Below are 23,726 nucleotides of genomic sequence, written 5' to 3'. Positions count from 1 at the left end.
TCCGTGAGGCCCTTACAGGCCCTGCCCCGGTTTAATGTCTTTCAGTTCCATCGCATCCGCTGGATCACGCCACATCTGCTCCAGCACGTTCTGGCGCTTCACGTCGCGGCGGTGACGGATGGTTAGGACAATCGCACCGATCATCGCGACCAGCAGGATCAGCCCGGCAAGTTGGAACAGAAGGAAGTATTGGTCGTAAATAAGCAGACCCAATGCGGCGGTATTTTCCACACCTTCCGGCGCAACGGCTTCACGCAGGCTCGCGGCTTGCTCTGCTTCGGTCCAAGAGCCAAAGGCCAGACCGAATTGCATTAGCAAAACCACCCCAATCAGGATCGCGATGGGCATATATTGCGCCATGCCCGCTTTGAGTTCGGCAAAGTCTACATCCAGCATCATGACGACAAACAGGAAGAGCACGGCCACCGCGCCCACGTAGACGATGATCAGAAGCATCGCGACGAATTCAGCGCCGAGCAGAACAAACAAGCCAGCCGAGCTGATGAAGGCCAGGATCAGCCAAAGCACGGAATGCACCGGGTTCTTGCTGATCACGGTCAGCAGACCGCCTGCTATCACGCAGAAGGCAAAAAGATAAAATGCCAGAGCTGCAATTGTCATGTGTCGTCTTCCTCGCTTGCGTCCATGACCTCTTGCGCGAGTTCCATCACTTTGGTCATGGCTGGAATGCCTGCAAACATCGACATCTGGCCGATGGTTTCGACAATCTCTTGTTTCGTCGCACCTGCTTCCAGCAAGTGCTTCACGGTCAAACGCACCTGCGCCTCAGCCTGCCCGCCCAGCACAGTCAAAGCGCCTAAGGTCAACAGCAAACGGGTCTTTGCGTCCAAACCGTCTTTGTTCAGCGTGTTGCCAAAGAACATTTCCATCATGTCCTTGGGCATCGTAGGCATCAGCTTTTCAAACCCTTTCGGGGTGAAGGACTCCAGCGCAGGATTCAGCGATTTCGCCATATCCTGATACTGCTGGATCATTTTTTCGAACGGGTTTGAAGAGTCGGTCATCGGTAAGGTGCATCCAGTTCTAGGTTGCGTGCGATCTCGGCTTCCCAGCGTTCGCCGTTCTCAAGGAGTTTTTCCTTGTCATAGAACAGTTCTTCCCGGGTTTCGGTCGCGAATTCAAAGTTTGGACCTTCGACAATCGCATCCACCGGGCAGGCTTCCTGGCAGAAACCGCAGTAGATGCATTTGGTCATGTCGATGTCATAACGCGTGGTGCGGCGGCTGCCATCTTCGCGTGGTTCCGCGTCAATGGTGATGGCCTGTGCCGGGCAGATCGCCTCGCAGAGTTTGCAGGCAATGCAGCGCTCTTCGCCATTTGGATAGCGGCGCAGCGCATGTTCACCACGGAAACGTGGGCTAAGCGGCCCCTTTTCATGCGGGTAGTTCAGCGTCGCTTTAGGGGCAAAGAAATATTTGAAACCCAGCTTGAAGCCTTTGACGAAATCCGCCAGCAGGAAATATTTGGCAGCGCGGGTGTAGTCGATTTGGGTCATGTTAGATTGCCTTTCGTGCTGCTTGGCATCGATCGTCATCCTTTAGATTTTCATCAAGGATTTGCCGCCAGTTCAAACCCTGCGAGTTTCCAGACCTAAAAACTGTTTCAAATTCAGCAAGGGTTTCACGATACCCACAGAATTCTAGAGCTTGTAGGACAACGTTTGCCGAAAGCGGGAGTTCTTTTGACTTGGAACTCACACAATCAAGCATTGCGATCTGCACCTCTAAGATGTCCGCGTTTTGATGATCTTCTCTGCTCACTTCATCCAGTTTGCGAGCAGCAGAAACAATCCCAAAATTAGCGATTACCCCAACGGCTGTAATGCCTTGCGAAACCGGATCAACAATCGGGCTATCATTTTCTACATCAATCGCAAAATTCTGAGACCAAAAGTTTTGGACCGCAGGATTGTCATCAACCGATGCATAGTTCTCGGCACCGTTAAACTTAGATTCTAGGTCATGCACTTCCGTCGGGCAAAGCGACTGCATCGCTTCCCTTGGCGTTTTCGCAAAACCAATGGACGCGGACAACAGCGATACCAGCACTGCTATAGGTATTTGAAAACCCATTCGCACCGATCAGCCTCCAATCGCCCAGCGTGCATATGCACCGCCGAAGGCTTCGAATTTTGCGAGGAATGCCACTACGACCACCCAAACGAGCGACAGCGGCAGGAAGACCTTCCAACCGATGCGCATCAGCTGGTCATAACGGTAGCGTGGCGTGATCGCCTTCACCATCGCGAAGATGAAGAAGAAGCAGGCCATTTTGCCAACCATCCACAGCACGCCATCTGGCAGACCTGGGATTGGGGAGAGCCAACCACCGAAGAACAGGAGCGATGTCAACGCGCACATCAGGAAGATGGCGATATATTCACCGGCCATGAACAGCAGGAACGGTGTGGAGGAATACTCTACTTGGTAACCTGCAACGAGTTCGGATTCCGCTTCTGGCAGGTCGAACGGCGGGCGGTTGGTTTCCGCCAAGGCGCTGATAAAGAACAGGAAGACCATCGGGAAGTGTGGCAGCCAGTACCAGCTGAAGAAGCCATAGTCGCCGTCCTGTGCCTTTACGATGTCACCGAAGTTCATAGACCCAGTGGTGATGATCACGCCGATGATGATCAGACCGATGGAAACCTCGTAAGAAATCATCTGCGCCGCAGAGCGCAGAGAGCCAAGGAAAGGGTACTTCGAGTTCGATGCCCAACCGCCCATGATCACGCCGTAGACTTCCAGCGAAGAGACCGCGAAAACATAGAGGATCGCCACGTTGATGTCGGACAGTACCCAGCCATCGTTGAACGGGATCACGGCCCAGGCGATCATCGCCAGAACAAAGGATGTCAGCGGCGCAAGCAGGAAGACTGTTTTGTCCGCCCCCGCAGGCACCACGATCTCTTTCACGATGTATTTCAGCGCGTCAGCCACGGTCTGGAGCAAGCCCCAAGCGCCAACCACGTTTGGTCCGCGCCGCATTTGCACAGCCGCCCAGATCTTGCGGTCCCCGTAAACAAGGAACAGAAGCGAGACCATCACAAAGCCAACAACGGCCAATACTTGCGCGATGATCAGGACGCCTAGTCCGAGGGGGGTGGTAAAGAAGTCAGCCATAGGTCCTCACACCGTCGGTATTCTATTTTCTGCGCAGTTTGAGACCACGACTTCGGCGTCGATGGTTTTCAAACCACGGGGCAGCGCGGCAGAGATGGTGTAAACCGCATCCCCGCTCCAGGCATCGCCCTGAGTTTCAATTGTTGTGCGCACATGGCGCGCAAACCCGTAGCCCCGGATCAGTGCATATTGCGCGGCAGCGCATTCCGCATAGGCATGAACATCAGCGCCATTGCGCGCGCCGGTCATTTCCACGTGGAAGTTCACAAGATCACCGTCCAGCAGGTCTGTGCGCACGCTTTGGTAAGTTGGATCAAACGCCAGATTGTCACGCGCAACGCCTTCATCCTGCATTGCGCAGGCCGACAGGCTGGCGGCTGCCAGTGTCGTTGCTGCGATATGAAGGAAGGTGCGCATTCTGTGACTTACTCCGCTGCGATCTTGGTTTCGCTACGCGCTTTGGCGTTGGCAGAGAGTTCCGCCATCAATGTGCTCGCGCGGGCGATTGGGTTTGTCAGGTAGAAGTCTTTGATAGAGGTGCGGAAAGTCGCATCGCCGAGCTTATCAAGCTCCAAAGGTTGCCATTCATTTTCAATGACTTGGTCGACCTTCTTCAGGTGCGGAACTTCTTTGATAATGGCAGTGCGCAGCTGCGCAAGGCTATCATAGGGCAATGCTTCGCCGAGTTCCGCAGAAAGCGCCCTCAGGATCGCCCAGTTTTCCTTGGCTTCACCCGGCGCAAAATTCGCACGCATCGCGAGCTGTGGGCGACCCTCGGTGTTCACGAAGAGACCGTTCTCTTCCGTGTAAGCCGCCGCTGGCAGGATCACGTCAGCGCGGTTTGCACCCCGATCGCCATGAGAGCCTTGGTAGATCACAAACGGTCCTGCATCGATTTCAACTTCGTCTGCGCCCAGATTAAAGATGACTTCAGCACCCTCGGTCGCGGCCAGCATGCCACCTTCGGTCACCGCGCCCACGTCCATTGCGCCGACACGAGATGCTGCTGTGTGCAGAACAAGGAACTTGCTTTCCGTCATCTCGGCAAATTTCTGAGCATGCGCCAGTACAGCCAGACCGTCTGCTTCACCAATCGCGCCCTGCCCGAGAATAACCAGAGTGTCTTTGCCTAGTGCGTCTTTCGTGTTCGGGCCAAGCAGTCCTTCCAGCGCTTTGCGATCTTCGCCGATGTGGAAGTATTCGTAAGACAGATCCAATTTCGGACCGACCACGCCGATCTTCGCGCCATTCAGCCACGCCTTGCGGATGCGCGCGTTCAGAACCGGTGCTTCGACTTCTGGGTTGGTGCCGATCAGCATGATCGCTTTCGCGCTGTCGATGTCTTCTACAGAAGCCGTGCCAACGTAACCAGAACGGTTCCCAATCGGCAGACGCGCATTGTCAGTACGGCATTCGACTTTACCGCCCTGCCCTTCAACCAACGCTTTTAGGGCGTATGCCGCTTCGGTGGAGACAAGATCACCAATCAGACCCGCAACTTTCCTGCCCTTCATGGCTTCGGCGGCTTTGCTCAGCGCTTCGCCCCATGTGGCCGGACGCAGCTTGCCGTTTTCGCGCACATACGGGCGATCCAAACGCTGACGACGCAACCCGTCCCAGACAAAGCGGGTCTTGTCTGAAATCCACTCTTCATTCACGCCATCATGGTTACGCGGAAGAATGCGCATCACTTCGCGACCCTTCGTGTCCACACGAATGTTAGAGCCCAGAGCATCCATCACGTCGATGGTTTCTGTCTTGGTCAGCTCCCACGGGCGCGCGGTAAAGGCGTAAGGTTTGGAGGTCAGCGCACCAACTGGGCAGAGGTCGATAATATTGCCCTGCAGGTTGCTGTCCAAGGTCTGGTTCAGATAGCTGGTGATCTCGGCATCTTCGCCGCGACCGGTCTGGCCCATCTGGGTGATGCCCGCGATTTCCGTGGTGAAACGCACGCAGCGGGTGCAGGAAATACAGCGGGTCATGGTGGTTGAGACTAGCGGACCAAGGTCCAGATCATCCACTGCGCGCTTTGCTTCTTTGAAACGCGTACCCGCCAAGCCATAAGCCATCGCCTGATCCTGTAGATCACACTCACCACCCTGGTCGCAGATCGGGCAATCCAGCGGGTGGTTGATCAGCATGAACTCCATCACACCTTCGCGGGCTTTCTTCACCATAGGCGAGTTGGTTTTGACAACTGGCGCCTGCCCTTCAGGACCGGGACGCAAATCCCGCACCTGCATCGCGCAAGACGCGGCTGGTTTTGGCGGGCCGCCCACGACCTCAACAAGACACATCCGGCAGTTGCCCGCGATGGACAGACGTTCGTGGTAGCAGAAGCGCGGAACCTCGACCCCGGCCTCTTCACAGGCCTGGATCAGCGTCATCGCGCCGTCGACTTCCACTTCGGTCCCGTCAATGTTGATCTTGCGTAGGTCAGACATAGTTAGTTCGCCCTTAAAAGCGTGCCGATCTGGCTAGATTTTGCGATTTCCGCGCGTCCAGCTGCACAATAGGTTTCGGGATCATCAAACTTCACGCCATTGGCCGCGAGATAGGCCTCGCCTCTGCGGCGCAACTCTGCCTTATTGGCATCGCTTGTGCGGAAGGTTTCGATTTCATCTTTGGTGTAGCCAAGCGACTTGGCTTCGTTGTGGATGCTGTTGATGCGATTAAGCGCCCGGAACATCCGCGCCGAAATGCTTGGGCAGGTGTTGCGGATCTCATCTGCAATACCAATCCAAAGCAGGCCATCGGTGATGCTGGACACCTCTTCCAAAGGCCGTTTTGCCTGAGCAATACCGGTCGAGGACATCAAAGTGGTGGCCACAAGGCCCGCAATCATAATCATACGCATGTCAAATCTCCGTTCATGCCAAAAGAGGCGCTCAAAAAGCACCCGCTCTGGTCTAGATCAGGGATTTGGGAGGCTGTTATGCAATAACACGCCCCTACTGCGCTGAAATCAGCGCAGTTTTGCCGATCATCGGCTGGGCCCCGCACATTGCACGGCCCCGGATATGCCGATGGCTGGATCACGGTTTGCACTGTCCTTCCAGCACCAAACGGTCGCCATCAAATTTTGGATCATCCTCTGGACCGTGGGCCCAAGCAATCAGAGAAGTGCCATACTGCGCGATGCAATATTCGGTACCGCCATAAGCTGCAGCCTCGCGCGCACCGTCCAAAGATTTTGAAGCCGGAGCGGCCGACGTCACAAAGCGGCTCCGATCGTCTTTGTCGACCTTGGAGGCTTTTATGCGGAACTTCTGTCCGTCAAACCGCACCCCATCATCCTTCTTCAAGCGCGAACAGGCCGAAGTTGCCATCAATGCAACCAGTCCGATTGATATTACAACACGAATGTTCATGAATTTGCTGCCCCAGTATTCGAAGTATCAAAGAAGAAGCTCGCGGCGGTTTGTTCCTTGATCTCTCTTTGCGCCGCATCACAATGGTTGGCGTCTGAAATGAGTGGCTTGCCATACTTTGCAGCAAAATTTGCTTTTGCACGTTCAAATGCAGCCGCGACCTTATCTTTGCCTTTGAAAACAGCTGCTCGGTTGAACGTTGGACGTGCATATTCTTGAGCAAATTTACTGACCTCCATGCCGTCACAACGTTCAAAAATATGGGCAGCGACTGCAAATGCAGCGAACCCTTCTTCGTCTGTCAATGCAGAAAACCGCAGTCGCGCTGGTGAATTGAGCTTAGCACTACGTACCTCCTGCGCCTGCTTCCATTGAGAGGCTGACGACACGGTATCTCCGTTGGTTGTGGTTTGGCATCCCGCCAAAACCGCAAAACTGATCACCAAGGAAATTGAAATGCTCTTCAAAGGAATTACTCCGCTGCAATCGCTGAAACGCGACCTGTCTTTATTGATTTAATGCGATCTTCAATCTCTTCGCGGAAATTACGAATGAGACCTTGAATTGGCCAAGCTGCTGCATCGCCAAGCGCGCAGATGGTGTGGCCTTCAACTTGCTTGGTCACATCCCAAAGCATGTCGATTTCTTCAATATCGGCCTCGCCTTTCACCAGACGGTCCATCACGCGCATCATCCACCCGGTGCCTTCACGGCACGGAGTACACTGACCGCAGCTTTCGTGTTTGTAGAACTTTGAAAGACGCCAGATCGCTTTGATGATATCGGTCTGCTTGTCCATGACGATCACGGCAGCAGTACCAAGGCCCGACCCCAGCTCATTGCGCAGGTAATCAAAATCCATGGTCGCATCGCGCATGTTTTCACCCCGCACGCAAGGCACGGAAGACCCACCCGGAATGACCGCCAGAAGATTGTCCCAGCCACCGCGAATGCCACCGCAGTGTTTCTCGATCAGCTCTTCGAATGAAATCGACATGGCCTCTTCGACCACACATGGGTTGTTCACATGGCCCGAAATCGCAAAGAGTTTGGTGCCCGCATTGTTCGCGCGACCAAAGCCCGCAAACCATTCGGCCCCGCGGCGCAGGATGGTTGGTACAACGGCGATGGATTCAACGTTGTTCACGGTGGTTGGGCAGCCATAAAGACCTGCGCCCGCTGGGAAAGGCGGTTTCATGCGCGGCATGCCCTTTTTGCCTTCAAGGCTTTCAATCAGAGCCGTTTCTTCGCCGCAGATATAAGCCCCTGCGCCATGGTGCAGGAAGACGTCAAAGTCCCAACCGGAACCGGCGGCATTGCGACCCAGAAGACCCGCGTCATAACATTCGTCGATGGCGGCCTGCAGCGCCTCGCGCTCGCGGATATATTCGCCGCGCAGGTAGATGTAGCAGGTGTGGGCATTCATCGCGAAGGAGGCAATTAAGGCCCCTTCGATCAGCGTATGCGGATCATGGCGCATGATCTCGCGGTCTTTACAGGTGCCTGGCTCGGATTCATCTGCGTTGATCACCAAATACGCGGGGCGTCCATCGCTTTCCTTCGGCATGAAGGACCACTTCAACCCCGTCGGGAAGCCCGCGCCGCCGCGACCACGCAGGCCAGAGGCCTTCATATTGTCGATGATCCAGTCGCGACCTTTTTCGATGATGCCCGCCGTGCCATCCCAATGGCCACGCTGCTTCGCGCCCGCAAGCGTGCGCTCGTGCATGCCATAGAGGTTGGTAAAGATACGGTCCTGATCTTTGAGCATCCCGTTTTACCCTTCTTCTTCCCGGCGCGCGCGCCAGAGCTGATAAACATTGACCAGCGCCCAAACCAGCGCCGCCATCGCCGCGAAATCAAACAGCAGAGCAAAACGCCCCGGCAGTCCAATCATTGGTGAAATGACTTGCAGAAGCATCCAGATGATCAACGTCCCTGCAATCACAAGGCTCAGCATGCGCCCTTTGCGCGCCAGCAGCTGATCTCTTTCGGTTCCCGTCATATTCCGCCGTTTCACGACGCGCCCCGAAGGACGCGACAGTTTCTTTTACTTCCCAGCCAGGTCTTTCGCCTGACCAATCCAATTGTCCCGATCGATGCGACCTTTGAACGATAGTTTATCGTCCATCTCTGCCACATCTTCTGGGCCCCAAGCTGCAATCTGCGCAAAGCTTGTCACTCCGGCCGCATGCAGTTTTTTCTCCAGCGCAGGTCCCACGCCTTTCAGTAATTTCAAATTATCCGCTGCACCGGCACTCGCTGCCGCTGCCGGAGCAGATGGTTTGTCCTCTTCCATCGGAGCCGCCTCTTCGGCAGGAGCTTCTTCGGCAGCGGGCTCGGCTGCGGTCGCAACCGCCTCTACCTCAGGCTCCGGTGCAGGAGCTGGCTCAGGTGCTGGAGAAGCCGGAGCTGGTGCGGGTGCCGCTTCAACCGCTTCAGGCGCGTTGCTGCAAAAAAACTTCTTAAACAGCATCGCCAAAACAAACACCGCCACCACCGCAAGGATTAATGCAATCAAGAACGCCACAGCCGGTGTAAGCAGGAAAAAGAGGATTATCCCCAATACCGCCGCTATCACCCAGCACACTGCGCTGCACGTTTTGTTTTGATCTGTTTGTCCCATTGCATTTCCCCCGTTTCAGAACTTGTTAATAAACGTCACCTTTTTTGACTTTCTTGGAAAACTCTGTGGCTTCACCTGCCGCGAGTTTCTTTGCTTGTTCGATCCATCCATCACGCTCAATGCGCCCTTTGAACGACAGTTTGTCGTCCATCTCAGCGATATCATCTGCACCCCAGGCTGCGATTTGCGCAAAGCTTGTCACGCCTGCGTCATGCAGCTTTTTCTCAAGTGCAGGTCCGACGCCTTTCAGTTCTTTCAGATCATCTGTACCTGAATCAGTCGCTTTCTTAGCCGGCTTTTTCGCAGCAGGTTTCTTGGCTGGCTTTTCGGCTTTCTTAGCCTCTTCCGCCTGCTTCACAGCAGGTTTTGCTGGCGCAGGCGCCTTAGGTGTAGGCTCAGCCGTATCCCGGCCAGCAACCTTGCCGTCTTTACCAATCCAAGGTGTCGTCAAAGGCACTTCAGAACCATCGATCCGCTTGATGCTGTCACCCAGATCAGTTGCCAGCTGTGCCGATGCGTTATACTGCGTCTTGCCGCTATCAAATTCGGTCAGCGATGTCAGCCCAGACAAAGGCTCTGCCGCATAACGCCCGTTCTGAGGCCCCGGCACAGGCACATTGCCCGCCGCCATCTCATCGATCATTTTGGCGAGACCGTCTGCAGTCAGGTCCTCGTAATAGTCTTTACCGATCTGCGCCATCGGGGCGTTTGTACAAGCACCCAGACATTCCACCTCTTCCCAGCTAAACTTGCCATCTGCAGAAAGCTCATGAGGGTTGGCAGCAATCTTTTCTTTACAAACCGCAATCAGATCTTCAGCGCCACAAATCATGCAGGAAGTGGTTCCGCAAATCTGCAAATGCGCAACGGAACCAACAGGTTGCATCTGAAACATAAAGTAGAAAGACGTGACTTCCAGCACCCGAATATAGGCCATATCCAGCATGTCCGCGATATACTCGATCGCTGGCTTCGTGACCCAGCCCTCCTGCTCCTGCGCGCGCCACAAAAGTGGGATCACAGCAGAGGCCTGACGGCCCTCAGGATACTTAGTGATCTGCGCTTCAGCCCAAGCTTGGTTCGCCGGAGTGAAGGTGAAACTATCCGGTTGTTCGTGATAAAGACGGCGGAGCATTAGCGGTCGATCTCCCCAAACACGATGTCCATGGTGCCGATGATGGCAGCGACATCAGCCAGCTGGTGGCCTTTGGAAATGTGGTCCATGGCTTGCAGATGCGCATAGCCCGGCGCGCGGATTTTGCTGCGATACGGCTTGTTGGTGCCATCAGCCACCAGGTAAACGCCAAACTCGCCTTTTGGCGCTTCGACCGCGCAGTAAACTTCGCCCGCAGGCACGTGGAAACCTTCGGTATAAAGCTTGAAGTGATGGATCAGGCTTTCCATGGACGTTTTCATTTCGCTGCGCTTCGGCGGTGTGATTTTGCCTCGCGCCAGCACGTCGCCGGTCGCTTCACGCAGCTTCACGATGGCCTGGCGGATGATCGAAACCGACTGACGCATCTCTTCCATGCGCATCAGGTAGCGGTCATAGCAGTCACCGTTTTTGCCAACCGGCACCTGGAATTCAAACTCGTCGTAGCACTCATATGGCTGAGCACGGCGCAAATCCCATGCCAGCCCGGCAGAACGCGCCATCACGCCGGAAAAGCCCCATTCGTGCACGTCATCAGGAGTGACGACGCCAATATCTACGTTGCGTTGCTTGAAAATGCGGTTTTCAGTCAGCAACCCATCGATGTCATCCAGACGTTCTGGGAATGTGATTGCCCATTCCTCGATGTCATCAACCAGTTTGTCATCAATATCCTGATGCACCCCACCCGGACGGAAGTAGTTCGCGTGAAGACGCGCACCACAAGCCCGTTCGTAGAAGATCATCAGCTTCTCGCGATCTTCAAAGCCCCAGAGCGGAGGTGTCAACGCACCAACATCCATCGCCTGTGTGGTCACGTTCATCAGGTGGTTCAGCACACGACCTATTTCGCAGAACAGCACGCGGATTAACTGGCCACGGCGTGGGACTTCGGTGCCTGTCAGCTTCTCGATTGCCAAGCACCAAGCGTGTTCCTGATTCATCGGAGCCACATAATCCAGCCGGTCAAAGTACGGCAGGTTCTGTAGATATGTGCGGCTTTCCATCAGCTTTTCGGTACCGCGATGCAGTAGTCCTACGTGGGGATCGCAGCGTTCCACGATCTCACCATCAAGCTCAAGCACCAAACGCAAAACACCATGCGCCGCAGGGTGTTGTGGGCCGAAGTTCAGGTTGAAATTGCGAATTTTCTGTTCGCCCTGCAGCGCGTCAACGCTGCCGTCATCAAATTTGGAGCCGTCCATTAGTCGATCCCCGGAATTTTAATTTTGTCACGGAATGCCATTACCCAAAGAAGTGGGATCACCGTGAATGGTGTGAGCGAGAAAATCGCAAACCAAGACGGCAGATTGAACTTTGGCAGGAAGATCCAGAACGGCACAAAGGTCAGAGCCGCCATGATCAGATATCCGATCGAGCTCATGCTTTCTCCCCTTCTTTCTCATCACCCGGCAGGATGTAATTCGCCCCTTCCCATGGGGACATGAAATCGAACTGACGGTATTCCTGAGGCAGGCTCACTGGTTCATAAACGACGCGTTTCAGCTCTTCGTCATAACGCACTTCAGTGTAGCCCGTGGTTGGGAAATCCTTGCGCAGCGGGTGCCCACGGAAACCATAGTCCGTTAGTAGGCGGCGCAGATCCGGGTGATCAGTGAAGATGATCCCAAACATATCGAAGGTTTCACGCTCAAACCAGTTTGCACCGGGATGGATTTCGGTGACCGATGGCACCATCTCGTCTTCGCGAATGGAAACCCGCAAGCGAACGCGCTGGTTCTGATGCATCGAGAGCAGATGATAGACAACATCAAAGCGCTTATCGCGATCTGGGTAGTCTACCGCTGTCTGATCCATCAATGAGGTGAACATGCAGGTGGGCTCCTTCTTCAGGAACTCCATAAAATTCACGATGTTGGATGGAGCCACGTCGATGTTCAGCTCGCCGTGGGTCACATCCCAAGCAAGTACACAGTCCGGGCGTTTGGCCTCAATCAGAGCGCCGAGTTCATTCAGGGCGTCGCTCATCGTACCAGTGTCCCCGTGCGGCGGATTTTACGTTGCAGCTGCAGGATGCCGTAAAGCAGTGCTTCAGCTGTTGGAGGGCAGCCCGGCACATAAACGTCAACCGGTACAACCCGGTCACAGCCACGCACAACAGAATAGGAATAGTGGTAGTAGCCGCCGCCGTTTGCGCAGGATCCCATGGAGATCACGTAACGAGGTTCTGGCATCTGATCGTAGACCTTGCGCAACGCCGGCGCCATTTTGTTGGTCAGCGTACCAGCCACAATCATCAAGTCAGACTGACGCGGAGAAGCACGCGGTGCTGTGCCAAAACGTTCAAGATCATAGCGCGGCATAGAAAGCTGAATCATCTCAACCGCACAGCAGGCCAGACCGAAAGTCATCCAGTGCAAAGACCCTGTACGCGCCCAGTTGATTATGTCTTCGGTAGACGTCAGCAGAAAGCCTTTGTCCTGCAGCTCAGCGTTCAGCGCCTGGGTCGCAACTTCTTTGTCGACACCCGCTGTGTTGGCTCCGGTCATCACTCCCATTCCAGAGCCCCCTTCTTCCACTCATAAGCAAAGCCGATGGTCAGTACGCCAAGGAAAACCATCATCGACCAGAAGCCGACCATGCTGATGTCTTTGAATGCCACTGCCCATGGGAAGAGCATCGCGATTTCCAGATCGAAGATGATGAAGAGGATCGAGACGAGGTAGAACCGGACGTCAAATTTCATCCGCGCATCGTCAAAAGCGTTAAAGCCACATTCATATGCGGAAACTTTTTCAGGATCGGGATTACGAACAGCAGCAACAACAGCGGCGAGGATCAAAACAAGGCCAAGTGCGATTGCGATGGCCAGAAAGACGAGAATGGGAAGGTATTCCCTCAGCATCTCTTCCACAGGTGGCTCCTTTCATGCGGCCCAATTCAAGGAATCCAGCGGCAATTCAAATAGCTGTATAGTCCTGACGGTTGTAGTTATGCCTTAGGAGATGGTCAACCAAATCCGCCCGTATCCTTGCGCATTTAACGAGTCGCAATAGGCACATGTGTCGCACCTGTCAGATTCTTTAAGCTCACAAAGCCTTAAAGCCCCTTTCGAGACATAAAATGTAAAAAAATTTCTGCTCTTTCACGCAGAATTTACAGGAAATCGTATGAGATTCTTTTTCAGCCGCGGCCTATATTTAGCGTTCAGGCAGAATTTTTCGCCAATTTGTGCGACTCATCCCTAACGAAGAAGGATCGGAAACCTCCGACCCTTGCTTTAAGAATTCCAGCTTGCTTTGCGCTTTTCAAAGAAGGCGCTGACCCCTTCTTTGGCTTCATCCCCATCCCAGCAGGCAACCAATTCCCCTATGGTATGATCGATCACCTCATCGTCGATCCGTGGTCCCAGACGGCGTGCCAGAGCCTTGGCCCGCGCAACGGCTTCTGGGGCGCAAGCTAGGTAGGGTTTCACTTCGGCTTCGACTGATGCATCCAGTGCGTCTGCGGGCACGGCTTTCGCCAGCAAACCCAACGAGACCGCTTCCTCTGCACCAAAAAGGCGCGCAGACATAAAGACCCGACGCGCCATGGCCTCGCCCATACGAGACAAAACATAGGGACCGATGGTGGCCGGGATCAGGCCCAAACGGGTTTCTGTCAAACCCATGGATAAGCTTTCCACACCGATGGCGACATCGCAAACAGAAGCTAAACCGACGCCACCACCAAAGGCATTGCCCTGCAAACGGCCTATCAGCGGCTTTGGCAGGGTATTCAACGCCTGCAACATCTCAGCAAGCTTGCGCGCCTCGATAAACCGAGTTTCCGGGTCAGCCGCCATCTGCTCTTTCATCCACGCAAGGTCACCGCCAGCACAGAAGGATTTCCCTGCCCCGGTCAGGACAACCACACGCACAGATTTATCGGCGCCCAGCGTATGCGCAGCTTCTGTCAGTTCACGCATCATCTCTGCTGACATTGCATTGTGCTTTTCCACCCGATCCAGAGTCAGAGTGGCGACACCACGCATATCAACGCCAATCGAGATTGTATTATACATGGTCCTAGCTCCCTGCCCGCATGGCCCGCGCCATTTCGGCGGCTTTTCCGATCACTTCGGCGTCCAAGCCGGTTTCATATCCAAGCGCTTTCAAACGCGCATCAACCGCTTCGGTGGCGACGTTGCCTGCAGCCCCTGGCGCATAAGGACACCCGCCAAGCCCCCCCACAGCCGCATCAAAGACCCGTACACCAAAATCCAGCGAGGCTTCGATGTTTTCAAGCGCCCGTCCAGAAGTATCATGATAATGCCCCGCAAGGCGCTCCGCGGGGATCACATTGGTCACCGCTTTCAACATGGCGCCAATACTGTCTGGCGTACCCTGCCCGATGGTATCGCCCAATGAAATCTCGTAGCAGCCCAAGTCAAATAAAGCTTTCGCCACGCGCGCAACATCCGCTGGATCCGTTTTACCGTCATACGGACAGTCAGTGACGCAGCTGACATATCCCCGCATTGGTATGCCTGCCACTTTGGCCGCTTCGGCTATGGATTCAAAACGCTCCAGGCTCTCGGTGATCGTCGCATTGATATTGGCCTTGGAGAACCCTTCAGATGCAGAGGCAAAAATCGCAATCTCATCCGCCCGCGCGTCTAATGCCCGCTCAAACCCCGTTTTGTTCGGCGTCAGCGCCGCATAGGAAATGCCTACCTTACGCGTGATCCCCGCCAGTACATCCGCTGAATCCGCCATTTGCGGCACCCATTTCGGGGATACAAAGCTCGCAACTTCAATGCGCTTGAAGCCTGCAGAGCTTAGCAGGTCAACCAAAGCCACCTTGGCTTCCGTATTGATCTCCACCTTTTCGTTTTGCAAACCATCCCGCGGGCCGACTTCAAAAATCTCAACGAATTCAGACATCTCAGGCATAATCCTCAGGCGCATAGAACGGTTTGTCGTAGAATTCCTGATCACCATCGTTCGCACGCGCGCGCTTAAACGCGGGCCGCTCCTCCATGTGCTCCATATAGGCGCGGATATTCGGGAAGGCTGACAGGTCCACAAAATACTGAACCGCAAACAGGTTGAACCCCAGCATCGTATCGGCCGCAGAAAACCCACCTGCAAGGAGCCAATTCTGCGCGTCCAAAACCTCTTCGAGCGGCTTCAGCGTCGCTGCCAATCGCGCAATTTCCAGTTTAAGAACCACCACAGAGGGCTTCGCAGGCGGGCGCAAAAATACCATCTGTAAATTCAGCGACGCGATGATGCTGGCTTGTGTTTCTGCGAAAGCCAGCCATTGCAGGTACTCCACCCGTTCTGGTTCATCCTGTTTCGGTGCCAGCCCTGCAAGTGAGCGTGATTCACAGAGATACTGCGTAATCGCCTGGCTTTCGAAAATGACCTTCCCGTCAATTTCCAGCGCAGGCACACGCCCAGCAGGTGATATTTCCAGAAACGCCGGATCACGCAAGGATCCATCGCGGATCTTATAGTGTTTCACCGCATAGGGCAGCCCCAGCTCTTCCAAAAGCCAAAGCGTGCGAAACGAACGGGACGCCGCCACATGGTGAAGCGTGATCATACTTTATTCCTCATCCTCAAGCCTGATCAGAGCCGCACCGGCCTCGACCTGTCCACCGGCCACTGCCAGCACCTCAGCAACCGTACCATCGCGCGCCGCCAAGAGGGAGTGCTCCATTTTCATGGCTTCCAAAATTGCAAGTCGATCGCCTTCTGTAACGGTCTGACCGGCCTCAACAAAGACAGCCTTCACCAGCCCCGGCATTGGCGCTTCGATGATATTTCCGGCTGCACCAACAGCAGCGGATTTATCCAGCAGATCAACCACTTCAAAGGCAACGCCATAGTTCTCAAAGACCGTGACTTCGCCATTCGCAACAACTGCAGGGGCAACCAACTTGCCACCCATACGCCAGCCTTTCGGGGTGCGTGTCCCTGTGACTTCAACATTACCCAGCTCAACTGCGACTTCATCTGCCGAGAGGAATTTGATCTTCGCCGTGATTTCTTCTTCATCCCGGCGCAGATAGACCGAATGGCGCAACGGACGCCAAAGCACAAATCCAAGCGTATCCGCAGGCTGATCCAAGACACCTGCCACGGCCAAAGCGGCCTGCGCGGTGATCTCAGCTGAAACCGATTCCGACGCCGTCAACACATCAATGTCCCGCGCAATCAAACCCGTATCGACGTCGCCTTTCGCAAATCCCTCATGCGCACAAAGCGCGCCAAGAAACTCTAGGTTGGTCACAGTACCGGCCACTTCGCAGCCCGCCAAAGCCTGACGCATTTTTGAGAGTGCAGCTGAACGGGATGGCCCATGCACGATGACCTTCGCGATCATCGGATCATAAAACGGGCTGATCGTATCCCCGCTCCGCACACCACTATCGGCGCGGCAACCTTCCGGGAAGGCCAGATGGCTCAGCGTGCCCGTCGCTGGCAAAAACCCTTTCGGCACATCCTCGGCATAGAGACGAGATTCAAACGCCCAGCCTTTGATGCTTAGGTCTTCCTGCGCAACAGGAATTGGCTCCCCAGAGGCCACACGCAGTTGCCATTCCACCAGATCTACGCCGGTGATCAGCTCAGTCACCGGGTGCTCCACCTGCAAACGCGTGTTCATTTCCATAAACCAGAACCCATCCGCGCGCAGCCCGTCAGAGCCATCCACGATGAACTCTACCGTGCCTGCGCCTTTGTAACCGATGGCCTCAGCTGCACGGACTCCCGCCTGCCCCATGGCTTCGCGCACATCCAAAGGCATATCCGGCGCAGGCGCCTCTTCGATGACCTTCTGGTGGCGGCGCTGCAAAGAACAATCGCGCTCAAAAAGATGCACTGCTGTCTGGCCATCGCCAAAAACCTGCACCTCTATATGGCGTGGCTGCTGGATGTATTTTTCGATCAGAACATCCGGGTTGCCAAAGGCGGTTGTCGCCTCGTTCTGAGCCGAAGCCAAAGCATCCGCAAATTCAGATGAAGCCTCGACAAGGCGCATGCCTTTGCCACCACCACCAGCAACTGCTTTGATCAAAACAGGATAGCCTATCTCCTCCGCCTGCGCTTGCAGATAGGCCGCATCTTGATTTTCGCCATGGTACCCCGGCACGACGGGCACACCCGCCTCGTGCATTAATACCTTGGCCGCATCCTTCAGACCCATTGCCCGAATGGCCTTGGCTGACGGCCCAATAAACGTCAGACCCGCCGCCTCAACCGAATCCACAAACTCGGGGTTTTCAGACAAAAATCCGTAGCCTGGGTGAATAGCTTGCGCGCCCGTGTCCAAAGCCGCCTGAATGATGACGTCACCTTTCAAATAGCTATCCGCCGGAGCCGACCCGCCAATATGCACCGCCTCATCCGCCATCGCGACGTGTTTCGAACCCGCATCAGCATCAGAATAAACGGCAACGGTCTTCACTCCCAGATCGCGCGCTGTCTCCATCACGCGGCAGGCAATTTCGCCACGGTTGGCGATCAAAATCTTGTCAAACATCGGCAGCCTCCTCAGGCCTTGATCTTCTTCTTTGTCAAAGTACTCCGGGGGTCTGGGGGCAGGCCCCCAGCTTGTCTGCTTCTGGGGGCTACCCCCCTAGCCTGCTTACATCCGGAATACCCCAAATTTCGTTGGCTCAATCGGCGCACAGAGCGACGCGCTTAGCGACAACGCCAGAACGTCCCGTGTCTTGCGAGGGTCCACGATCCCGTCATCCCAAAGACGTGCCGAGGCATAAAGCGGGTGGCTCTGTTCTTCGAACATATCGATTGTGGGCTGCTTGAAGGCCGCTTCCTCATCTGCGGACCAAGTGCCACCCTGACGCTCAATAGCATCGCGCTTCACCGTAGCGAGAACCCCTGCGGCCTGCTCGCCGCCCATCACGGAAATCCTTGAGTTCGGCCAGGTCCAGAGGAAACGCGGGGAATAAGCGCGCCCGGCCATCCCGTAGTTGCCAGCACCAAAGGAACCGCCAACCAGCATGGTGATCTTCGGGACGTTGGTAGAGGCCACAGCGGTCACCATCTTCGCGCCATGGCGCGCAATGCCTTCGCTTTCGTATTTTCGGCCAACCATGAACCCCGTGATATTTTGCAGGAAAACCAATGGGATATTGCGTTGCGAGCATAGCTCCACGAAGTGCGCACCCTTAATCGCAGCTTCGCTGAACAAGACACCGTTGTTGGCTACGATCCCAACCGGGCAGCCTTTGACATGAGCAAAGCCAGTCACCAATGTTTCGCCAAAACGTGGTTTGAACTCATCAAACCGGCTGCCATCCACCACCCGTGCAATCACTTCGCGAATGTCATATGGCGTGCGCAGATCAGCAGGCACAACACCCAGAATCTCAGTCGGATCATAGGCTGGCTCTTCCGGGCTTTCCCAGCGAACCGTTGATGGTTTTTCACGGTTCAAACTCTGTACCGCTCGACGTGCTAACGCCAGCGCGTGAGCATCATCTTCCGCCAGATAATCTGCCACCCCAGACAGGCGCGTGTGCACATCACCGCCACCAAGGTCTTCAGCGGACACAACCTCACCCGTCGCCGCTTTCACTAGTGGAGGACCGGCCAAGAAAATTGTGCCCTGCTCTTTCACAATGATGGTTACATCGGACATCGCTGGCACATAGGCGCCGCCCGCGGTACAGGACCCCATCACCACGGCAATCTGCGGAATGCCCTTCGCACTCATCCGCGCCTGATTGTAGAAAATCCGGCCAAAATGATCGCGGTCGGGGAAAACCTCATCCTGATTGGGGAGGTTCGCCCCACCGCTGTCCACCAAGTAGATGCAGGGGAGGTTGCATTCCTCGGCGATCTCTTGAGCACGTAGGTGCTTTTTGACCGTCAGTGGATAATAAGTGCCGCCCTTCACAGTCGCGTCGTTACAGACCACCATCACCTCTTGGCCATGCACGCGACCAATCCCCGCCACTACACCCGCACAAGGGGCAGCGCCGTCGTACATGCCATGGGCCGCCGTCGCACCGACTTCCAGAAAAGGAGAGCCAGCATCGAGCAAGTTGGCCACGCGTTCGCGCGGCAGCATTTTACCACGGCTGATGTGGCGCTCACGAGAGCGTTCTCCACCGCCCAAAGCCGCAGCCTGCGCGACCTCGGAGACCACCTGCAGTGCCGCAAGGTGGCCCGCTACATTGGCTTTAAAGCCTTCGGATGATGGCATCGCCGCAGAATTCAACTTCATGGCGTAACCTCCTGAAAATTCATTTCTTTGAGGCCTAAGCCATCTTACCCATCAGCTCGCGTCCTATCAGCATCCGGCGAATTTCGCTGGTGCCCGCGCCAATCTCCATCAGCTTGGCATCACGGAAAATACGGCTGACCGGGGTTTCATTCATGAAGCCCGTGCCTCCCATGGACTGCACTGCTTGGTGCGCCACGACCATGGCTTCTTCAGAAGCATAAAGCACACAGGCCGCCGCGTCCTGACGAGTCACCTGCCCCCGATCACAGGCCTTTGCGACCTCGTAGGTGTAGGCGCGCGCCGAGTTCATTTTGGTATACATGTCCGCGATCTTGGCCTGCATCAGTTGGAAGTCGCCTATTGGACGGCCAAACTGCTTACGCTCTGCCAGATAAGGCATCACCTCATCCAGGCAAGCCGCCATGATGCCGGTACCGATCCCTGAGAGAACAACCCGTTCATAATCCAAACCGGACATCAGAACGCGCACCCCGCGCCCCTCTTCACCCAGCACGTTCTCAAACGGCACTTCGACGTCTTCAAAAATCAGTTCCGCTGTGTTTGAGCCACGCATGCCCAGTTTGTCGAAATGTTTGGAAGTCGAGAAGCCTGCCATCTCCTTTTCGATGATAAAGGCCGTGATGCCTTTGGAACCGGCATCAGGATCGGTCTTTGCATAGACAACCAGAGTGTCGGCGTCCGGACCATTGGTGATCCAGAATTTGTTGCCGTTTAGCACGTAGCGGTCGTTTTTCTTTTCGGCCCGTAGCTTCATGGAAACAACATCAGACCCCGCGCCGGTTTCAGACATCGCCAGTGCACCCACGGCTTCACCAGAAACCAACTTCGGCAGATACTTTGCTTTCTGCTCCGCACTACCATTCAGCTTTATCTGGTTCACGCAAAGGTTGGAGTGTGCACCGTAAGACAAAGACACAGAAGCAGAGGCCCGCGCCAGTTCTTCGGTTACAATCACATGCGCCAGATAGCTCATACCCGCGCCGCCGAACTCTTCTGGAACAGTCACGCCTAACAAGCCCAGCTCACCCATTTCTTTCCATAGTTCAGCCGGAAATTCGTTTTTCTCATCAACCTCTTGCGCGATGGGGCGCACACGATCTTGCGCCCAACGATGCACCATCTCGCGCAGTGCGTTGACCTCTTCGCCAAGATCGAAATTCATTGTGTGCATAAACATGGGCAACCCCGTTATTGAACGTTTGTTCATTTCATACAGGAGTGCCCAGCTCGCGATCAAGTCTGTCGAGGTATTTGCGACGCGACGTTCTTTCTGCAGCGCGCCGCTATCTCCGACAGAAAATCGATTGCCTCCCAAATGGATTCACTCCACTAGTTATTGGCTGACACAAGTCAAACCAGATCAATTGAGGCAATGAAACCATGCAGACCCAAACCCTCGCTTCCCTGACATTGGTCGGCGCGACCTCTGTCTGGGGCCTATACTGGGTACCGCTTTATTATCTGGAAGCGCAGGGCATGCATGGGATGATGGCGATGGTGTCACTGAATCTGGCCCCTGCCATCGTCATGCTGATCGCCGCCTTTGGCTTTGGCCCAAAACAGCCAAACGCCATGCGCGCGCTTTACGTTGGCGTCATCGCAGGCCTTGGCTTTGGACTTTATTCTGCGGGTATCGTCTATGGCTCAGTCGTGCGCGCCACATTGCTGTTTTATCTGACCCCGATCTGGTCAACGCTGATCAGTATCATTGTCCTGTCAGAACGCGTGACTTGGCGCAGGTGGCTTGCCATAGGCATTGGCCTCAGCGGTGTTGCCCTGCTTGTTGGAACAAGCGAGCAAAATGGCTTCAACCTCGGCGACGCCTTTGCATTAGCATCGGGCTTTGCTTGGGCTGTCGCCGCAGTTTTGATCAAACGCAGCCCAGAGCTGCCATTACGCGCGATGACAGGCGCTCAGTTTTTGACCATCACGCTGCTGGGTATCGGCATTGCCGCAGTTATGGGCGTGGAGTGGCCAAGTCTGAGCCTAATCACACGTAGCTTGCCAATCGCATCTGCAGTGTCCCTGCTGGTCTTCATCCCAAGCGCTTTTGCGATTTTCTGGGCCCAGAAACATGTCTTTCCGGGCCGTGCAGGACTGTTGATGATGTCCGAAGTGCTGGTCGCCGTGATCTCAGCCTCGATTTTCCTACCAGAAGAACGGCTTGGACTGGTGCAATGGATCGGTGCCGTGATGATCGTCGGCACATTCTTTATTGAAACGGTCAGCCTGCCTGCCGCAAAACGCCGTCAGGCGCCCTGAAAAACAGCGCTGACCTCAGCTTTGATGATCCGGGCAATCAAGGCGCAATCTTCCACTGTGAATGTCAGAGGAATGCGCATGTCGATCACGCCTTTCAGAACGCGGTCACTTTTCGGCATCGGTTCTGACGGCGCATAACGCCAACTGTCGTAGCGCGACGTAAAGGCGACCGGCTCTTTGCCACCAAACCACTTGAGTTCGACACCACGTTTGCCACACCGCGCAATCACCTCGTGGATTTTGGCCTCGTCCCAGTCCAAAAGCAGGAACTGGATCGAGGATCCGACATAGAATTCTTCTTCAGGGCGGTTGATCCGAGTGAGCCCCGGCGTTTCCGCGATGCCCTCATCGACAGTGCGATATCGCAGATTCCAGGCTTCGCACTGCGCTTCCAGATTGCGCAGCTGAGGGCGCAGAATGGACGCACGCAGGTGATCCATACGGCCAGAAACGTTCGGCGTATGGTATTTCACCTTTTCAAAAACTTCGGGTTCCGGCGCAGCCAGATGGCGACCGTAAAGCATGTAAGATCCTGAGAGGATCGTCGCACGCGCCATCAACTCTGGGTCGTTTGAGACCAGCAAACCACCCTCGCCCGAATTCACATGTTTATAGGTCTGTGTCGAATAGCAGGCCATGTCGCCCCATAGCCCGGAAGGCTTGCCCCGCCAGCTTGCCCCCATGGTATGAGCACAGTCTTCGATGACACGGAGATTGTTGGCCTCACAAATCGTCATCAGGCGATCCATATCGCAAAGATGCCCGCGCATATGCGAAAGCATCAGCACATCCGCTTGATCGGCCTTGGCCGCGAGATCGTCCAGATCGATGACCAAATCCTCGGTCACACCCACAAAAACAGGCACCGCGCCGACAGATGCAATCGCTCCAGGCACTGGGGCCAGCGTGAAAGCATTTGTCAAAACCCGCGCGCCCGGGACCACGCCCATGGCGCGCAAAGCAGCCCCCATGGCATAACCGCCAGAAGCGACGGCGAGACAATATTTCACACCCAGCTGATCGGCAAATTCCTTTTCCAACAAAGCTGTCTCGCCATCTTCGCCCTCTGCGACGTTATAGCGGTGGATGCGGCCAGACCGCATAACCTCGATAGCAGCTTGAATACCCTCTTCAGGAATGGGTTCTTGCTGGGTGAAATTGCCGGTGAATATCTCTGTCATTGGGTCACTCTGTGGGTTTGCCCCTAGGGCGTCAACGCCTCCAAGGTTTTATTCAAATTATTGAAATCCAGATTTACGGCGCGCTTAAGACTTAGCCGGCCCAAGCAATGCCTGAACGACACTTGGCAAAGCCGCAAAATCTTCGAGTAGCGCCTCTGGCTCCAGAGCAGCCATATCTTCTCCGCTTGGGCCAAAGGTCACCAGAACCGACGGAACATCCGCTGCTTTTGCTGTATTCCGATCCGTGTCGCTGTCACCAACCAGCAGACATTGCCTGGGGTCGCAATTCAATCTCTTTACAGCTTCAAAAAGCGGCGCTGGGTCTGGCTTGCGCACTGGCAATGTATTGGCACCCACAAGCGAGCCGAAAGCGGACAGCACGCCAAGCTCTTCCAACAACTGATGCGCAAGGTTTTCAGGCTTATTTGTGCAAATCCCAACGGCATATCCCTGCGATTTCAGCATCTCGACAGCTTCCATCGCTCCCGGATAGAGCGTCGTTTGTTGCGAGATCGCGGCTCCATATGCCTCAAGCAGCATAGGGTAATAGGCATCAACTTTGGCTTCTTCATAAGCCTCGACACGCTTCAGACCGGTTGTCAGCATGAACTTTCCACCACGCAGGGCAACGCCACTGTCTGGGCCATGAGTCAGAACATCGCCAAATCCCATGTCCCGGAAGCAATGATTTGCAGCCGCCAATAGGTCACCTGAAGTGTCTGCCAAGGTACCATCAAGATCAAAGATAACTGATTTCATGCTGCTCGCTCC

The 23,726-nt window shown here is 55.1% G+C and carries 28 protein-coding genes; 1 reads left to right on the top strand and 27 read right to left on the bottom strand.

Annotated features, from left to right (window positions below; translation table 11 throughout):
- Positions 1–12: 12 nt before the first annotated feature.
- The 25 genes from M0D42_RS04510 to M0D42_RS04390 form a co-directional block, all read right to left on the bottom strand.
- Positions 13–621 (bottom strand): NADH-quinone oxidoreductase subunit J, encoded by a 609-nt coding sequence (locus tag M0D42_RS04510; RefSeq protein WP_265020413.1) that lies wholly within the window; start codon positions 619–621, stop codon positions 13–15.
- Positions 618–1,025 (bottom strand): carboxymuconolactone decarboxylase family protein, encoded by a 408-nt coding sequence (locus M0D42_RS04505; RefSeq protein WP_265020412.1) that lies wholly within the window; start codon positions 1,023–1,025, stop codon positions 618–620. The genes M0D42_RS04510 and M0D42_RS04505 overlap by 4 nt, the downstream gene beginning before the upstream one ends.
- Positions 1,022–1,516: an NADH-quinone oxidoreductase subunit NuoI gene (nuoI, locus tag M0D42_RS04500; protein ID WP_265020411.1), complete on the bottom strand. Its 495-nt coding sequence runs from the start codon at positions 1,514–1,516 to the stop codon at positions 1,022–1,024. The genes M0D42_RS04505 and nuoI overlap by 4 nt, the downstream gene beginning before the upstream one ends.
- A gap of 1 nt (position 1,517) precedes the next feature.
- Positions 1,518–2,093, bottom strand: a complete 576-nt coding sequence (locus M0D42_RS04495) for a hypothetical protein (protein WP_265020410.1) — start codon at positions 2,091–2,093, stop codon at positions 1,518–1,520.
- Positions 2,094–2,102: 9 nt separating this feature from the next.
- Complete coding sequence (gene nuoH / locus M0D42_RS04490; protein ID WP_265020409.1) at positions 2,103–3,140, bottom strand: NADH-quinone oxidoreductase subunit NuoH; 1,038 nt, start codon at positions 3,138–3,140, stop codon at positions 2,103–2,105.
- A 6-nt stretch (positions 3,141–3,146) separates the two neighbouring features.
- A complete protein-coding gene (locus tag M0D42_RS04485; RefSeq protein WP_419195958.1) occupies positions 3,147–3,557 on the bottom strand; it encodes a hypothetical protein in 411 nt (136 codons plus the stop codon).
- Positions 3,558–3,565: 8 nt separating this feature from the next.
- On the bottom strand, positions 3,566–5,584 hold the full coding sequence (gene nuoG, locus M0D42_RS04480; RefSeq protein ID WP_265020408.1) for an NADH-quinone oxidoreductase subunit NuoG: 2,019 nt from the start codon (positions 5,582–5,584) through the stop codon (positions 3,566–3,568).
- Positions 5,585–5,586: 2 nt separating this feature from the next.
- Positions 5,587–5,997, bottom strand: a complete 411-nt coding sequence (locus M0D42_RS04475) for a DUF5333 domain-containing protein (protein ID WP_265020407.1) — start codon at positions 5,995–5,997, stop codon at positions 5,587–5,589.
- Between the two features lie 178 nt (positions 5,998–6,175).
- A complete protein-coding gene (locus M0D42_RS04470; RefSeq protein WP_265020406.1) occupies positions 6,176–6,511 on the bottom strand; it encodes a hypothetical protein in 336 nt (111 codons plus the stop codon).
- A complete protein-coding gene (locus tag M0D42_RS04465) occupies positions 6,508–6,978 on the bottom strand; it encodes a hypothetical protein (protein WP_265020405.1) in 471 nt (156 codons plus the stop codon). Before M0D42_RS04465 ends, M0D42_RS04470 begins: the two co-directional genes overlap by 4 nt.
- A gap of 5 nt (positions 6,979–6,983) precedes the next feature.
- Entirely contained in the window at positions 6,984–8,282 is a 1,299-nt protein-coding gene (nuoF, locus tag M0D42_RS04460; protein ID WP_265020404.1) for an NADH-quinone oxidoreductase subunit NuoF, read from the bottom strand.
- Between the two features lie 6 nt (positions 8,283–8,288).
- On the bottom strand, positions 8,289–8,516 hold the full coding sequence (locus tag M0D42_RS04455; RefSeq protein ID WP_265021096.1) for a DUF5337 domain-containing protein: 228 nt from the start codon (positions 8,514–8,516) through the stop codon (positions 8,289–8,291).
- Between the two features lie 45 nt (positions 8,517–8,561).
- On the bottom strand, positions 8,562–9,137 hold the full coding sequence (locus M0D42_RS04450) for an NADH:ubiquinone oxidoreductase (RefSeq protein ID WP_265020403.1): 576 nt from the start codon (positions 9,135–9,137) through the stop codon (positions 8,562–8,564).
- 25 nt (positions 9,138–9,162) lie between these two features.
- Positions 9,163–10,272, bottom strand: coding sequence for an NADH-quinone oxidoreductase subunit NuoE (gene nuoE, locus M0D42_RS04445; protein WP_265020402.1), 1,110 nt, complete (start codon positions 10,270–10,272; stop codon positions 9,163–9,165).
- Positions 10,272–11,495 carry an NADH-quinone oxidoreductase subunit D gene (locus tag M0D42_RS04440; RefSeq protein WP_265020401.1) on the bottom strand — a complete coding sequence of 408 codons (1,224 nt, stop codon included), beginning with the start codon at positions 11,493–11,495 and terminating at the stop codon, positions 10,272–10,274. The genes nuoE and M0D42_RS04440 overlap by 1 nt, the downstream gene beginning before the upstream one ends.
- Positions 11,495–11,674: a hypothetical protein gene (locus M0D42_RS04435; RefSeq protein WP_265020400.1), complete on the bottom strand. Its 180-nt coding sequence runs from the start codon at positions 11,672–11,674 to the stop codon at positions 11,495–11,497. Before M0D42_RS04435 ends, M0D42_RS04440 begins: the two co-directional genes overlap by 1 nt.
- The gene (locus tag M0D42_RS04430; RefSeq protein WP_265020399.1) at positions 11,671–12,279 is read right to left on the bottom strand and encodes an NADH-quinone oxidoreductase subunit C; all 609 of its coding nucleotides are present in this window, start codon (positions 12,277–12,279) and stop codon (positions 11,671–11,673) included. Before M0D42_RS04430 ends, M0D42_RS04435 begins: the two co-directional genes overlap by 4 nt.
- Positions 12,276–12,800 (bottom strand): NuoB/complex I 20 kDa subunit family protein, encoded by a 525-nt coding sequence (locus tag M0D42_RS04425; protein ID WP_265021095.1) that lies wholly within the window; start codon positions 12,798–12,800, stop codon positions 12,276–12,278. Before M0D42_RS04425 ends, M0D42_RS04430 begins: the two co-directional genes overlap by 4 nt.
- On the bottom strand, positions 12,800–13,165 hold the full coding sequence (locus M0D42_RS04420; protein ID WP_265020398.1) for an NADH-quinone oxidoreductase subunit A: 366 nt from the start codon (positions 13,163–13,165) through the stop codon (positions 12,800–12,802). Before M0D42_RS04420 ends, M0D42_RS04425 begins: the two co-directional genes overlap by 1 nt.
- Before the next feature lie 366 nt (positions 13,166–13,531).
- Positions 13,532–14,314 carry a crotonase/enoyl-CoA hydratase family protein gene (locus M0D42_RS04415; protein ID WP_265020397.1) on the bottom strand — a complete coding sequence of 261 codons (783 nt, stop codon included), beginning with the start codon at positions 14,312–14,314 and terminating at the stop codon, positions 13,532–13,534.
- Between the two features lie 4 nt (positions 14,315–14,318).
- Entirely contained in the window at positions 14,319–15,176 is an 858-nt protein-coding gene (locus M0D42_RS04410; protein ID WP_265020396.1) for a hydroxymethylglutaryl-CoA lyase, read from the bottom strand.
- 1 nt (position 15,177) lies between these two features.
- Positions 15,178–15,840 (bottom strand): glutathione S-transferase family protein, encoded by a 663-nt coding sequence (locus M0D42_RS04405; RefSeq protein ID WP_265020395.1) that lies wholly within the window; start codon positions 15,838–15,840, stop codon positions 15,178–15,180.
- Between the two features lie 3 nt (positions 15,841–15,843).
- Entirely contained in the window at positions 15,844–17,781 is a 1,938-nt protein-coding gene (locus tag M0D42_RS04400; protein ID WP_265020394.1) for an acetyl-CoA carboxylase biotin carboxylase subunit, read from the bottom strand.
- 105 nt (positions 17,782–17,886) lie between these two features.
- A complete protein-coding gene (locus tag M0D42_RS04395; RefSeq protein ID WP_265020393.1) occupies positions 17,887–19,491 on the bottom strand; it encodes a carboxyl transferase domain-containing protein in 1,605 nt (534 codons plus the stop codon).
- 34 nt (positions 19,492–19,525) lie between these two features.
- The gene (locus tag M0D42_RS04390; RefSeq protein ID WP_265020392.1) at positions 19,526–20,689 is read right to left on the bottom strand and encodes an isovaleryl-CoA dehydrogenase; all 1,164 of its coding nucleotides are present in this window, start codon (positions 20,687–20,689) and stop codon (positions 19,526–19,528) included.
- A gap of 203 nt (positions 20,690–20,892) precedes the next feature.
- Here M0D42_RS04390 and M0D42_RS04385 point away from each other — a divergent pair, with 203 nt between their 5' ends.
- Complete coding sequence (locus M0D42_RS04385) at positions 20,893–21,774, top strand: DMT family transporter (protein ID WP_265020391.1); 882 nt, start codon at positions 20,893–20,895, stop codon at positions 21,772–21,774.
- Here M0D42_RS04385 and M0D42_RS04380 read toward each other — a convergent pair.
- Together M0D42_RS04380 and M0D42_RS04375 are read right to left on the bottom strand one after the other, a co-directional pair.
- A complete protein-coding gene (locus M0D42_RS04380; protein ID WP_265020390.1) occupies positions 21,762–22,955 on the bottom strand; it encodes a DegT/DnrJ/EryC1/StrS family aminotransferase in 1,194 nt (397 codons plus the stop codon). The two genes, M0D42_RS04385 and M0D42_RS04380, sit on opposite strands and share 13 nt — an antisense overlap.
- Before the next feature lie 84 nt (positions 22,956–23,039).
- Positions 23,040–23,714: an HAD-IIIA family hydrolase gene (locus M0D42_RS04375; protein ID WP_265020389.1), complete on the bottom strand. Its 675-nt coding sequence runs from the start codon at positions 23,712–23,714 to the stop codon at positions 23,040–23,042.
- Positions 23,715–23,726: the final 12 nt, after the last annotated feature.

It is taken from the genome of Cognatishimia activa, assembly GCF_026016445.1.
In the GTDB taxonomy this organism is placed as follows: Bacteria; Pseudomonadota; Alphaproteobacteria; order Rhodobacterales; family Rhodobacteraceae; genus Cognatishimia; species Cognatishimia activa_B.
Note: the sequence above shows the minus strand (reverse complement) of the source record. Positions and strands in the feature narration are given on the sequence as shown.